This window comes from Pantoea sp. CTOTU49201 (assembly GCF_032054795.1).
In the GTDB taxonomy this organism is placed as follows: Bacteria; Pseudomonadota; Gammaproteobacteria; order Enterobacterales; family Enterobacteriaceae; genus Pantoea; species Pantoea symbiotica.
This window is the reverse complement of sequence record NZ_DAMBSA010000093.1, coordinates 1-12,875: the sequence shown is the minus strand read 5'-3', so window position 1 is coordinate 12,875 and position 12,875 is coordinate 1. Positions and strand designations below refer to the sequence as shown.

General features: G+C 54.2%; 12 protein-coding genes and 1 pseudogene. 9 read left to right on the top strand and 4 right to left on the bottom strand.

The genetic code is table 11. The features are described 5' to 3' along the window. Positions 1-151: 151 nt before the first annotated feature. Together prlC and rsmJ are read left to right on the top strand one after the other, a co-directional pair. Entirely contained in the window at positions 152-2,194 is a 2,043-nt protein-coding gene (gene prlC, locus RTY00_RS09120; RefSeq protein WP_312664191.1) for an oligopeptidase A, read from the top strand. An 8-nt stretch (positions 2,195-2,202) separates the two neighbouring features. Further along, on the top strand, positions 2,203-2,952 hold the full coding sequence (rsmJ, locus tag RTY00_RS09115; RefSeq protein ID WP_312664190.1) for a 16S rRNA (guanine(1516)-N(2))-methyltransferase RsmJ: 750 nt from the start codon (positions 2,203-2,205) through the stop codon (positions 2,950-2,952). Positions 2,953-3,017: 65 nt separating this feature from the next. On the opposite strand, the gene uspA is transcribed toward rsmJ, so the two are convergent. Then, the gene (gene uspA, locus RTY00_RS09110) at positions 3,018-3,455 is read right to left on the bottom strand and encodes a universal stress protein UspA (protein WP_007889892.1); all 438 of its coding nucleotides are present in this window, start codon (positions 3,453-3,455) and stop codon (positions 3,018-3,020) included. 417 nt (positions 3,456-3,872) lie between these two features. On the opposite strand from uspA, the gene uspB reads away from it, so the two are divergent. Then, positions 3,873-4,208: a universal stress protein UspB gene (gene uspB / locus RTY00_RS09105; protein WP_008108136.1), complete on the top strand. Its 336-nt coding sequence runs from the start codon at positions 3,873-3,875 to the stop codon at positions 4,206-4,208. A 58-nt stretch (positions 4,209-4,266) separates the two neighbouring features. On the opposite strand, the gene pitA is transcribed toward uspB, so the two are convergent. Further along, positions 4,267-5,766 carry an inorganic phosphate transporter PitA gene (pitA, locus tag RTY00_RS09100; RefSeq protein ID WP_139221449.1) on the bottom strand — a complete coding sequence of 500 codons (1,500 nt, stop codon included), beginning with the start codon at positions 5,764-5,766 and terminating at the stop codon, positions 4,267-4,269. Positions 5,767-6,008: 242 nt separating this feature from the next. Between pitA and RTY00_RS09095 the strand changes: the two genes are divergently transcribed. Beyond that, complete coding sequence (locus RTY00_RS09095) at positions 6,009-7,193, top strand: NAD(P)/FAD-dependent oxidoreductase (RefSeq protein WP_312664188.1); 1,185 nt, start codon at positions 6,009-6,011, stop codon at positions 7,191-7,193. On the opposite strand, the gene RTY00_RS09090 is transcribed toward RTY00_RS09095, so the two are convergent. Then, a complete protein-coding gene (locus tag RTY00_RS09090; RefSeq protein WP_312664187.1) occupies positions 7,190-8,536 on the bottom strand; it encodes an autotransporter outer membrane beta-barrel domain-containing protein in 1,347 nt (448 codons plus the stop codon). The two genes, RTY00_RS09095 and RTY00_RS09090, sit on opposite strands and share 4 nt — an antisense overlap. A 215-nt stretch (positions 8,537-8,751) precedes the next feature. On the opposite strand from RTY00_RS09090, the gene RTY00_RS09085 reads away from it, so the two are divergent. Next, positions 8,752-9,099, top strand: a complete 348-nt coding sequence (locus RTY00_RS09085) for a hypothetical protein (RefSeq protein ID WP_312664186.1) — start codon at positions 8,752-8,754, stop codon at positions 9,097-9,099. Here RTY00_RS09085 and RTY00_RS09080 read toward each other — a convergent pair whose 3' ends face one another. After that, a complete protein-coding gene (locus RTY00_RS09080) occupies positions 9,100-9,795 on the bottom strand; it encodes an isochorismatase family cysteine hydrolase (protein ID WP_312664185.1) in 696 nt (231 codons plus the stop codon). It abuts the gene before it with no gap. A gap of 100 nt (positions 9,796-9,895) precedes the next feature. Here RTY00_RS09080 and RTY00_RS09075 point away from each other — a divergent pair, with 100 nt between their 5' ends. The 4 genes and pseudogenes from RTY00_RS09075 to RTY00_RS09060 form a co-directional block, all read left to right on the top strand. After that, complete coding sequence (locus tag RTY00_RS09075; RefSeq protein ID WP_312664184.1) at positions 9,896-10,897, top strand: GlxA family transcriptional regulator; 1,002 nt, start codon at positions 9,896-9,898, stop codon at positions 10,895-10,897. 162 nt (positions 10,898-11,059) lie between these two features. After that, a complete protein-coding gene (locus tag RTY00_RS09070; RefSeq protein WP_312664183.1) occupies positions 11,060-11,662 on the top strand; it encodes a DUF1640 domain-containing protein in 603 nt (200 codons plus the stop codon). A 177-nt stretch (positions 11,663-11,839) separates the two neighbouring features. Continuing rightward, positions 11,840-12,622, top strand: a complete 783-nt coding sequence (locus tag RTY00_RS09065) for an IclR family transcriptional regulator (protein WP_312664182.1) — start codon at positions 11,840-11,842, stop codon at positions 12,620-12,622. 13 nt (positions 12,623-12,635) lie between these two features. Then, a pseudogene (locus RTY00_RS09060) lies at positions 12,636-12,875 on the top strand (L-rhamnonate dehydratase); the annotation flags it as partial.

Below are 12,875 nucleotides of genomic sequence, written 5' to 3'. Positions count from 1 at the left end.
CGATTAAATAATCTTCAGCCCGCCTTCTGGCGGGCTTTTCTTCGTTGGTCCAGGCTTAGTGGCATTGATTTTCATGCCATCAAGCCGCATGTTAGTAAAATGCGTCGCGCGAAAGTTCGCGCCACTACTTCATCATGAAAGGACTGCGCTTATGACCAATCCGTTACTCACGCCTTTTTCGCTGCCTCCGTTTTCTGCCATCAAACCTGAACATGTGGTTCCTGCGGTTACCGAAGCGCTAAATGACTGCCGCGCAGCGGTGGAACGCGTTGTGGCACAAGGCGCGCCTTATACCTGGGAAAATCTGGTGCAGCCGCTGGCTGAAGTCGACGATCGCTTAGGTCGCCTGTTCTCGCCGGTCAGCCATCTGAACTCGGTGAAAAACAGCCCAGAACTGCGTGAAGCTTACGAGCAAACGCTGCCGCTGCTGTCTGAATACAGCACCTGGGTTGGCCAGAATGAAGGTTTGTATCAGGCGTATCGCAACCTGAAAGAGGGCGATAGCTACGCGGCGCTGGATACCGCGCAGAAGAAAGCGGTGGATAACAGCCTGCGTGATTTTGAGCTGTCCGGGATTGGCCTCGATAAAGAGAAGCAGAAGCGCTACGGCGAAATCGCGGCGCGTCTTTCTGAACTGGGTTCGACCTACAGCAACAACGTGCTCGACGCCACCATGGGCTGGAGCAAGCTGGTGACCGATGAAGCAGAGCTGGCCGGTATGCCGGAAAGTGCGCTGGCCGCCGCCAAAGCACAGGCCGAAGCCAAAGAGCAGCAAGGTTGGCTGCTGACGCTGGATATCCCAAGCTATCTGCCGGTCATGACTTACTGCGACAACGCCGCACTGCGTGAAGAGCTGTATCGCGCGTATTCAACGCGTGCTTCCGAACAGGGCCCAAATGCTGGCAAATGGGACAACGGTCCGGTGATGGCGGAAGAGTTGGCGCTACGCCATGAACTGGCACAGCTGCTGGGCTTTGACTCTTACGCTGACAAATCGCTGGCGACCAAAATGGCGGAAAATCCGGCGCAGGTGATCGACTTCCTGACCGATCTGGCGAAACGCGCTCGTCCACAAGGTGAGAAAGAGCTGGCTCAGCTGCGTGCCTTCGCGAAAAAAGAGCACGGCGTCGACGAGATGAATCCGTGGGATCTGACGTACTACGGCGAGAAACAGAAACAGCATCTCTACACCATCAGCGATGAGCAGCTGCGTCCGTACTTCCCGGAAGCGCGCGCGGTGAGCGGCTTGTTCGAGGTGGTTAAACGCATTTACGGCATCACCGCTGAAGAGCGCAAAGACGTCGATGTTTACCATCCTGATGTGCGCTTCTTCGACCTGTTCGACGAAAGCGGCGAACTGCGCGGCAGCTTCTATCTCGATCTCTATGCGCGCGAACACAAGCGTGGCGGCGCGTGGATGGACGATTGCGTCGGCCAGATGCGTAAAGCCGACGGCAGCCTGCAGAAGCCGGTGGCCTATCTTACCTGTAACTTTAATCGTCCGCTGCAGGGCAAACCGGCGTTGTTCACGCACGATGAAGTGATCACGCTGTTCCATGAATTCGGTCACGGTCTGCACCATATGCTGACGCGCATCGAAACGCCGGGCGTATCCGGTATCAGCGGTGTGCCGTGGGATGCCGTCGAGCTGCCAAGCCAGTTTATGGAGAACTGGTGCTGGGAGCCGGAAGCGCTGGCGTTTATCTCCGGCCACTACGAAACCGGTGAACCGCTGCCGAAGGAACTGCTGGATAAAATGCTGGCGGCGAAAAATTATCAGGCGGCGCTATTTATTCTGCGTCAGCTGGAGTTCGGCCTGTTCGATTTCCGTCTGCATACCGAGTTCGATCCCGCGCAAGGTGCGCGCATCCTCGAAACCCTGCGTGAAGTGAAGAAGCAGGTTGCCGTGGTGCCAAGCCCGGAATGGGGCCGTTTCCCGCACGCTTTCAGCCACGTGTTTGCTGGCGGTTATGCGGCGGGTTATTACAGCTATCTGTGGGCCGACGTGCTGGCTGCCGATGCCTATTCGCGCTTCGAAGAAGAGGGCATTTTCAACCGTCAGACTGGTCAGTCGTTCCTCGATAACATCCTGACGCGTGGCGGTTCCGAAGAGCCAATGGAGCTGTTCAAACGCTTCCGTGGCCGTGAGCCGCAGCTCGATGCGATGCTGGAACACTACGGAATTCAGGGATAAGCCGGCTTGTGAAAATTGGTTTAATCGATGAAACAGGCGCCGGAGACGGCGCCTTATTACATTTAGCCGAGCGCTGGGGTTTGCAGCAGGACGATCAGGCAACGATGGCGCTGGTGTTAACCGCCGAGCACCTTGAGCTGCGTAAGCTGGATGAGCCGAAACTCGGCGGCATTTTCGTGGATTTCGTTTCGGGCGCGATGGCGCATCGGCGCAAGTTTGGTGGCGGTCGTGGCGAAGCGGTGGCGAAAGCGGTCGGCATCAAAAGCGGTTATCTGCCAGACGTGGTTGATGCGACGGCCGGTTTGGGGCGCGATGCGTTTGTGCTGGCGGCGCTGGGCTGTCGCGTGCGTATGCTGGAGCGTCATCCGGTGGTCGCGGCCTTGCTGGACGATGGTTTGCGTCGCGGCTATCAGGATGCGGAGATTGGCGGTTGGCTGCGCGATCGACTTACGCTGCTGCACGCCGTCAGCCAGCAAGCGCTAAGCGATATCACGCCCGCGCCGGATGTGGTTTATCTCGATCCGATGTATCCACATCGCCAGAAAAGCGCGATGGTGAAGAAAGAGATGCGCGTGTTTCAGTCGCTGGTCGGTGCGGACGACGATGCGGATGCGTTGCTGGAACCGGCGCGTCGGCTGGCGAAAAAGCGCATTGTGGTGAAGCGTCCGGATTATGCGCCGCCGTTAGCGGGCGTGGTGACGCAGGATGCGGTGGTGACCAAAAGCCATCGTTTTGATATTTATCCGCCGCAGGGGTAATAACGCAAACAATGCGCAATACATTGCGCCGCTACAAAAATCAGGCCGGTAACCCGGCCTGATTTTTATTCTTCGTCCTCGTCGCGCAGCGGAACAATTAACATGTCGATATGCACGGTGTTAATCAACTGGCGCGCCGATGACATCAGCTTGCTCCAGAAGTCCTGATGGTGACCACACACCACCAAATCCACATCATATTTCTTAATCGCATCTACCAGCACCTGGCCAAGATCACCGCTGCCGCTCAGGGTTTCACTGATCGGATAACCGGCATTGATCGACAGCTCTTTCAGCGCGGTGTGCGTCTCTTCAGAAATACGCTTCTGCATGTCGCCCAGATTGACGTCAATCAGCCCGGTATACAGGTCTGAATAGTTCACATCAACGTGGATCAGCGAGATTTTTGCATCATAAGGACGGGCCAGCGAAACGGCTTTATCAACCAGCAACTGGCTTTCCGGGGAAAGGTCTACTGCAATCAGGATGTGTTTATAAGCCATGATAAAACTCCTTTCTCAAGATTCGGGGCAATCTTCCTGCTTTCACGGTAGGCGATTCCTTTGCGCGAGACGGCGATGAAGCGCCACCAACCAATTTTTCAGCCTTGCAGGCGGTTTTTGTTATGTCCTGAGTATAGCCAGAGTTGTTAACAAATGCTGCAAGCGAAAGTTCGCATGTGAGGAAGATCAAGCGTTATCGGCTTTTTCACTCGCCCTGAACGAAAATCATCGCTGGAAAAAAATTGAACAGATCTCCTACACTGAAAATAAGTGCCACTGCCGTATGAGTCGCGCACTCAGGTTCGCATAACAACAATGCAATCGACATCATTCAGTGGCTGGTTTATTTCCCATGCGGCGTCTACAGCTATTCCCCGCTGCGTTCGACGTCGTTGCGGCTCCAGCCGGGAGGGGAACATGATCAGCACTATCGCGCTTTTTTGGGCTCTGTGTGTGGTTTGTCTGGTGAATATGGCGCGCTATTTCTCTTCTTTGCGCTCACTTTTGGCCGTTTTGCGCGGTTGCGATCCGCTGTTATATCAATATGTGGATGGCGCGGGTTTCTTCACGTCGCACGGGCAGCCGAGTAAGCAGGTGCGGCTGGTGCGTTATATCTGGGAGAAGCGCTATCACGATCATCATGACGACGAGTTCATTCGCCGCTGTGAGCGTGTGCGCGGGCAGTTTGTGCTGACCAGCGGGCTCTGTTTTTTGGTGGTGGTGAGCTTGATTGCGATGGCAATCTGGCAATGAAAAACGGCAATAAAAAAGGGCGACATCGCTGTCGCCCTCGAATATTTCTGCGCTTTGCTTAGATCAGTTTCAGTGCAATCCAGTAGAGCGCACCCGACAGCAAAATACACACCGGCAAGGTGAACACCCACGCCATAGCGATATTTTTGATGGTGCGACTCTGCAATCCACCGCCATCAACCAGCATGGTACCGGCCACCGACGATGACAGAATGTGCGTGGTTGAAACTGGCATACCGGTGTAACTGGCCACGCCAATCGATACCGCAGCAGTTACCTGCGCCGACATACCTTGCGCGTAAGTCATGCCTTTCTTACCGATTTTCTCACCAATGGTGGTGGCAACACGACGCCAGCCAATCATGGTACCGATGCCCAGCGCCAGCGCTACAGCAACAATAATCCAGATCGGAGCGTACTCAACGGTGCCCAGCAAATCGCTTTTCAGCTTGTTGAGGAAGCGCTTATCTTCCGCGCTGGTTTCCGGCAGCTTGGCCACTTTATCCACGGTATCGGAAACGCACAGCAGCAGACGACGCATCTGGCTGCGTTGATCAACCGTCAGCTGATCGTAGCTCTGCAGGTTGTTAAGCAGCAGCTGCGCACGATCGATGGCCTGCAGCGCACGGCTGCTGTCGCAATGGAACTCCTGCGGACCGCCAAGCGATTCATCCGGCGTTGGCACCACAGGCGGCGCCAGCTGCATCATGTGCGTCAGCGACTCGTTGTGCTGCTGATAATACTGCTCCAGATGATTGACGGCATCGCGGGTGCGGGTGATGTCATAACCTGACGCATTCAGGTTCACCACAAATCCCGCCGGCGCGACGCCGATCAGCACCAGCATAATCAGGCCAATACCTTTCTGACCATCGTTAGCGCCGTGTGAGTAGCTCACGCCAATCGCGGAAACGATCAGGGCAATGCGCGTCCAGAACGGTGGCTTTTTCTTGCCATCAATCTTTTCACGGTCAGCAGGCGTCATGTGGATGCGTGAACGTTTGGTGGTTCCGCTCCAGTAGCGACGCAGGATAAAGATCAGACCGCCTGCAATCACCAGACCTACAATCGGTGAAAGAATCAGGGACATGAAGATATTGATGACTTTCGGCAGGTTGAGCGCGTCAACCACCGAGGTGCCGGTCATCAGGGCGTTGGTGAGACCAATACCGATGATAGCGCCAATCAATGTGTGAGAACTGGAGGCGGGCAAACCCAAATACCAGGTGCCGAGGTTCCAGATAATCGCGGCCAGCAGCATGGAGAAGACCATGGCGAGACCGTGGGCCGAACCGACATTCAACAGTAAATCGGTCGGAAGCATGTGAACGATGGCGTACGCCACGCTCAATCCACCAAGCAAAACACCTAAGAAGTTGAAAACACCCGCCATGACAACCGCCAGTTGCGCCCGCATCGCACGGGTATAAATGACAGTCGCGACCGCGTTAGCAGTGTCGTGAAAACCGTTGATTGCTTCGTAAAACAATACAAACAGCAGAGCAAGAATCAGTAACAGGCTGGTACTGAGGTCGAGACCAGCAAACAGATGTAGCATAAACGTTACGCCATTTTGGGAGGACATGAACGCGGCGCATTATCTGCGACAACGTGCGCGATATGAAAGAAAAATATAGCTCTTTATTGTCTTAAAATTGTAATGCAGCGTATAGATTTAGCTGAAAACGGCTAAAAATTAGTGAGTTACATTATGACACATTTACGGCATTTTTTTGAAGCTGGCGCTAAAAGCCGCAAATCCCTACAATCAGCGCCTTTCGGGCAAGGCGGATAAAAGCAGTGGAAAAGTTTGACGTTATCATTATTGGTGCAGGCGCAGCCGGCATGTTCTGCGCGGCGCAGGCGGGACAATTGGGTCGTCGCGTATTGCTGCTGGATAACGGCAAAAAAGCCGGTCGCAAAATTTTGATGTCGGGTGGCGGTCGCTGCAACTTCACCAATATGCACACCGAACCCGCTGCGTACCTCTCGCATAACCCGCATTTCTGCAAATCGGCGCTGGCGCGTTACAACCAGTGGGATTTCATCGATCTGGTCAATCGTCACGGCATTGCGTATCACGAGAAAACGCTGGGGCAATTATTCTGCGATGACTCCGCGCAACAGATTGTCGATCTGCTGTTGAAAGAGTGTGATGCCGGTCAGGTGACGTTGCGCCTGCGCAGTGAAGTGCTGAGCGTCGAGCGCGACGACAGCGGCTATACCTTACAGCTGAACGGTACTTCGGTGCAGGCCGAAAAACTGGTGATCGCCAGCGGCGGGCTCTCGATGCCCGGCCTCGGCGCCACGCCGTTTGGCTACAAAGTGGCGGAACAGTTTGGCCTGAAAGTGTTCCCGACACGCGCGGCATTGGTGCCGTTCACCCTGCATAAACCACTGCTGGAACAGCTCAACACGCTGTCAGGCGTGGCGCTGCCAACCACCATCACCGCGCAGGATGGCACCTTATTTAAAGAGGCGATGCTATTTACCCATCGCGGCTTATCGGGCCCTGCGGTGCTGCAAATCTCCAGTTACTGGCAGCCAGGCGAATTCGTCACCATTGATTTATCACCCGCCACCTCGCTGGATGATTTCATTCATGTGCAGCGCGAAGCGCATCCCAACCTTAGCCTGAAAAACAGCCTGGCGAAGATTCTGCCAAAACGGTTGGTTGAGGTGCTGCAGGAGCTGAAGCAGATTCCTGACGTCACGCTGAAGCAGCTGAACAGCAAGCAGCAGGGCGAACTGGTGAACACGCTGCATCAGTGGCGCGTGCAGCCGAACGGCACTGAAGGTTATCGCACCGCCGAAGTGACGCTGGGCGGCGTTGACACCACCCAGCTGTCATCAAAAACCATGGAAGCGCGCGATGTGCCGGGCTTGTTCTTTATCGGCGAAGTGGTGGACGTTACCGGCTGGCTGGGCGGTTACAACTTCCAGTGGGCATGGAGCTCGGCCTGGGCGTGCGCGCAGGCGCTTTAGAAGGCAATCTGTACACCCAGTTGTGTCTGCCAGTTGCTGGCACCTTCCTGACTAAGGCGATGTTGCCACTTAAGCTGGCTATTAAGCTGAACATTCTCAGTCAGCTGCCAGCCAACGTCGCCGCTAAACTCCAGGTGTTCGCCACCACGCCCTGTGCGCAAATTATCTTTATCCACCGCAACATTGCCCGCATGGCCGCTGTACTGCACATAGCGTGTTTCAAGGCCAAATTTCAGGCTATCTGTCGGGCTGAAGTCATATTTCATCCCGCCAGAGAACTGCAGCTGTTTTTGCTGCGAATAACCAATATGTAGATTGTCGTTGTCATGAATATCCTTGATGCGTGCCCATTGCATGGTGGTGCCCAACCTCGGCGTGAAAGCATGTGAACCTTCTTGCCAGCGCCAGCCAACATCTACACCTATATTGGCGCTGCGGGCTTTTACCTGTGCCACTTTATCTTTTTCATCACTGCTTATGTTGCCGCGATAATGACCGAACCCAATCGGCAGAGCCAGTTGCAGGCCATGCTGCGGCTGCCAGCTCAACATCGCATTGATACCTTGAGTATCAACCTGCCCGTGGCTGTTGCCGCTGGACTGTGAGGGCTCCAGAGTGAAGTGACCTTTACTTATCGCCACACTCAGCGTCAGCTGTCGTTGCTCATCTTCCGTCAGCAATCCACGTAAACCTACCAGCCAGCCGTAATAGCGGTTTTCACTTTGGTTGTGATTGGTTTCGCTGTGATAGCGCTCATCAACGCTAAAACCCGAAATGAACAGGTTAGGGCGACCATCCCGGCCTGCAAGTTGTGCATCATAGATAAAGCGTGCTTGCAGATTTTCATCCATACCAAAGAGTGCGGCAGGCAAAGCGGCATAAGCTGGGTTTTGTGGCTTAGGTCTTGGCACGAAGGGTGGCGGCGGGGGAGGTGGATTGCCATCGAGCACGGGGTCGATCAGATCCGGATCGGGTGGAAGCGGAGCAATCACTGAGCTCTGCAGACGGTAAAACCAAAATAAGTGGGGTCTGTTACCGGCAAGCTTTCCCTGAAAATGCGGGCGATTGGCCGCCGGATTGAAATCATCATACCAGCTGTTTCGTGCGAAAAATTTCCCCACCATTTTTAAGCTGTCAGCGGCTGCATGTTTAGCGTTATGCAACAGCGAATCGGAATGGAGATGCTCGGATAAAGGCGCTAAAACCGGTTCGGTTGATGAGTGAGAAAGGGGGTTTACAGGAAGCGGTGGAATGTCTGAAGAAAAGGGTTTTATCTCTTTAGCATATAACGGCTCGAAGCTACAAAGTGCACCGATAGCCAGCGTCAGCTGAGTCAGGTTCATCGTATCTGGTCGATTTATTGCGAAAGGGTTTGCAACTTATAGTGACCTGTTAGTCGAGCTATTTAAGACCTGTCTTGTTTTGACGGGCAAAATGAATTGCTCGGAAGCTGATCACAGTTAACTGGTTACGTTATGGATGCGACCGGCAAAATATGTGCGGCCAGCCGAATGCTGTTACTATCGCGCGTTTCCTTTTTCCAGCGGATAAACCATTCATGTTAAAACTTAAATTCATTGTGCCGTTGCTGATCATCATCAGTGCTGTGGTTTGGTGGCTGATGCCGCATTACAGCGACGAGGACAAAGGTTATTACATCGCCATGTTCTGTACGCTGACTCACGATGGACGCGGCAATGCTCCGCAGGATATGCAGCAGATTATTGAAGGCAGTAACTCCGACTACGCGTTGCAGAAGGTGCATTTCCAACAGGGCCTGGCAGAGCATCTGCAAACGGTTTGGCAGGATTTGTCGCCGCAACAGCAGCAGCATGCGCGGCAGGAAAGTCTCTCCTGCCGCCGTTTGATGTCTGAGAAATTGCTTCCTGGCCAGCCGGTTCAGTGATTATTGCACTGGCAGCGCAAGTACCTGATCGGTGGTTTTAATTTCTGCGAACACATCTGCCACACCCGCCAGCGCGGCTTGCTGCAACACTTTGTGATCGACCACTTTGTTATCCCAGGTGGCTAAATCACGCGTGGCGGTGGCATCTTCCGGAATGATCACCGAATAACCCAGCGGCACGGCATCACGCGCGGTGGATGACACGCACATGTGGGTCATCAGACCGGTGACAATCAGCTGTTTGATACCCAGCGCATCCAGCTGTTTCTGTAAATCAGTGCCCACAAATGAACTTGGTGTGCCTTTGCTGATCACGCGGTCACCTTTAGCCGGCTGCAAATCCTTGTGGAACTCGGCGAAACGGCTGCCTTTGGCAAACAGCGGGCCATTCGCCTCCCCCAAATGCTGCACAAAGAACACTGGCATATTGTGTTTATGCGCGAAAGCCACCAGACGTTTGCTGTTGTTCAGCGCCTGCATGCCATCAGGAATCGGCATCTTGCCGCCAGGGAAATATTCATTCTGGATATCGATGACAATCACCGCGGTCTGCTTCGCGTTTAGTGAAGTGGTGGCGGTGGCGCCGCTCATGGTGCGGATGGTTGATGCTTTTTCTGACTTAGTCTCGGCGGCGAACGCATTGCCGGAAATCGCCATGGCCAGCGCTAAGGTTCCTGAAGCGAAAATGTTTTTCATGAGTAATAATCCTTTGATGGTTTAGCGGAGAGAAGAGGCCAGCGCGGCCTCCGATGTGGTGCAGTATGGCGATTTCGCCGTGAGTGAAGGAGTACAACGGATGACAAATAACGTTCAATTTGCGCCAAAAAAGCCAGGCACGGCAGCGCCCATCAAAGTGGGTATCGTGGTGTTCGATGACATCATTCCCTTCCACCTTTCGGTGCCCTGCGCGGTGTTTGAAAAAGCCGCTCAGGACGACGGCGCGTTGTGCTACCAGTTGCTGATCTGCGCCACGCATCCCGGACCGTTAAAAACCAACAGTGGCTTTTCCATTCTGGCCGAACACGGCTTAGATCAACTGGCCGATGTCGATATGGTGGTGGTGCCAAGCTGGAGCGATCCTAATGTGCTGCCACCGGAAGAATTGCTGCACGCCTTGCAGCAGGCGGCGCAGCGCGGTGCGCAGGTGGTGGGTTTGTGCCTTGGTGCATTCGTATTAGGTGCCGCCGGCTTATTATGCCAGCGCCGCGCCACCACGCACTGGCGCTGGATGGCGGATTTTGAGCGGCTTTATCCGGATGTGGCGATTGACCGCGACGTGTTGTACATCGACGAAGGGCAAATCGTCACCTCGGCGGGTACGGCAGCGAGCATTGATTGTTGTCTGCATCTGGTGCGCGAACAGTGCGGTGTCGATGTAGCGAATAGCGTGGCGCGTATGCTGGTGGTGCCGCCGCATCGGCAGGGCGGGCAGGCGCAATATATTGAACAGCCGGTTTATCATTCGGCGGGCAACGATCGTTTTATGTCGGCGCTAAGCTGGGCGACAGAAAACCTGCAGCAGGCGCTCACGCTGGAGCAACTGGCGGAAAAAGCGCTGATGAGCCGCCGCAGTTTTACCCGACGCTTCAACCAAACCACCGGTGGCTGTTTTAGTGAGTGGTTAGTGAATCAGCGCCTGGCTCTGGCGCAGCGTTTTCTCGAGAAAACCGATCAACCAGTAGAACTGATTGCCGAGAAAGCGGGCTTCTCATCGCCGCTGATGCTGCGCCGTCATTTTAAGAAGCAACTCAACACCTCCCCGCTGCAATATCGCAAAACCTTTCGCGGCAGATCCTGACGCTAATTTTTCGAGATGCCCCGCATCCGCATGAACGTTACTTGTTGTACTAATTGATATTTTTCGCAATGCCGCGCAAAATACCAACAGTCACATGGTGCAATAATCGCTCGCTGAGCAAGATGTTGGCTTACGCCTCACCTCAACTCAGGAGCTTCACGGATGACACTCGCGATGATGAATACACACAAAGCTTTTAAAGCACTGCAGCTGGCCGGCGTCAGCGATCAGCAAGCCGAAGCCATGGTCGAGATCTTTACCGAAATGCAGCAGGACAATGCGTTGTCTCGTGCCGATTTAATGAAGGCCGGAGAAGGCATTACAGGGAGTATCAAAGAACTGGATGTTCGACTTAATGGCACGATCAAAGAGCTTGATCTACGGCTTACTGGTGCGATTAAAGAGCTAGATGATCGGCTCAGTGGCGATATTAGAGAGCTGGATGTTCGACTTACTGGTGCGATTAAAGAGCTAGATGTTCGACTTACTGGTGCGATTAAAGAGCTAGATGTTCGACTTACAGATGCAATAAAAGAGCTGGATGATCGGTTAAGTTGTGCTATTCGGGAACTGGATGGCGCTATCAAAGATCTCGATTTTCGGTTAAGTGGCGTGCTTAAGGATATTGACGAACTAAAAGCTGACGTCAAACAACTCAAAGCGGATGTTGCAACGCTTAAAACCGATATGCGCTGGATAAAGCGTTTGTTAATGGTGATGGCCACCACGATGGTCATTGCAGCGATCAAATACATTTTCTCTTAGATTTCCTGATGCTGCGCTGCGAGTACAGCCGACTGTACTTGCAGCGCGGCGCGATTCACATTCCCGCACACGCGCTGCCGCCAAACGCACTGTGCGCCACGTAATTTGAAGCGGCGCACACTTCTCAGAGGTTAAAACCACAACACTGCGCTCCAGATCATCAGACTGGAGTTCAGCATGTTGGAAATTACGCCTGTCCCCGCGCTGACGCGCGCCATTGCGATTCTCGATTTTATTGCCCAGCACGGACCGTGCAGCGCTGCCGAGATCATTGAAACGCTGGCGCTGCCCAAAAGCAGCGCCTATCTGCTGTTCGCTGAACTGAAAAAACAGCGTCTGATTACTATTGATCGCAACAACAATTACTGCCTGTGGACGCGGCTGGTGGAGTTTGCCGGTCACGCCTTGCAGCACATGGATATCCGCGATATCGCGCGTCCACGTCTGACACGTTTAATGCAGCAGACCAATCTGCTGTGCCATCTCGGCATCCTTGATGGCGGACACGCCTGTTACATCCTCAAACTCGAATCTGCCGCCACCATCAGCGTGCGCTCGCACGAAGGGAAAAGTCTGTCGCTCTATCGCTCGGGCATTGGCAAGTGTTTGCTGGCGTGGCAACGGCCTGAAGAGCAGGAACGCATCATCAGCGACATGCGCTTTGTGGCGGTGACGCCAACCTCGGTGCGCAATGCCGACGCGCTGCGCACCGAGCTGGCACGCATTCGCCGTCAGGGCTGGAGCTTTGATAACGGTGAAGATTATCCCGATGTGCGCTGCGTTGCCGCGCCAATTTTGAATGCCCGCCAGCAGTTAGTTGCCGCCATTTCGCTGGTGGGTACCCGACTCGAGATTGACGACGACAAACGCGATTACCTTGCTGGTCAGGTGATTGCCTGCGCCCGCGATATTTCCCGTCTGCTGGGCTGGCGTAGCCCGGCGGAAAAACACGCCTCGTAACCAGGAGAAGAGCATGTCCCTACCTAAAATTAAAACTGTCCGCGCCTACTTTGCCGGTGGCGCTACCGCTGATAAAGCAGCTGCTGGCGGCGATTATCACGATCAAGGTGCCAATCACTGGATTGACGACCACGTCGCCACGCCAATGAGCAAATACAAGCAGTATGAGCAGTCACGTCAATCCTTTGGCATCAACGTATTAGGCACGCTGATCGTGGAAGTTGAAGCCGATAACGGTCAAACCGGTTTCGCC

What these genes read in the sequence shown, in the direction of transcription:
- prlC (WP_312664191.1), top strand. Translation starts at nt 152, where the DNA reads ATGACCAATCCGTTACTCACGCCTTTTTCGCTGCCTCCGTTTTCTGCC.
- uspA (WP_007889892.1), bottom strand. Translation starts at nt 3,455, where the DNA reads ATGGCTTATAAACACATCCTGATTGCAGTAGACCTTTCCCCGGAAAGC.
- uspB (WP_008108136.1), top strand. Translation starts at nt 3,873, where the DNA reads ATGATCAGCACTATCGCGCTTTTTTGGGCTCTGTGTGTGGTTTGTCTG.
- pitA (WP_139221449.1), bottom strand. Translation starts at nt 5,766, where the DNA reads ATGCTACATCTGTTTGCTGGTCTCGACCTCAGTACCAGCCTGTTACTG.
- RTY00_RS09090 (WP_312664187.1), bottom strand. Translation starts at nt 8,536, where the DNA reads ATGAACCTGACTCAGCTGACGCTGGCTATCGGTGCACTTTGTAGCTTC.
- RTY00_RS09085 (WP_312664186.1), top strand. Translation starts at nt 8,752, where the DNA reads ATGTTAAAACTTAAATTCATTGTGCCGTTGCTGATCATCATCAGTGCT.
- RTY00_RS09080 (WP_312664185.1), bottom strand. Translation starts at nt 9,795, where the DNA reads ATGAAAAACATTTTCGCTTCAGGAACCTTAGCGCTGGCCATGGCGATT.
- RTY00_RS09075 (WP_312664184.1), top strand. Translation starts at nt 9,896, where the DNA reads ATGACAAATAACGTTCAATTTGCGCCAAAAAAGCCAGGCACGGCAGCG.
- RTY00_RS09070 (WP_312664183.1), top strand. Translation starts at nt 11,060, where the DNA reads ATGACACTCGCGATGATGAATACACACAAAGCTTTTAAAGCACTGCAG.
- RTY00_RS09065 (WP_312664182.1), top strand. Translation starts at nt 11,840, where the DNA reads ATGTTGGAAATTACGCCTGTCCCCGCGCTGACGCGCGCCATTGCGATT.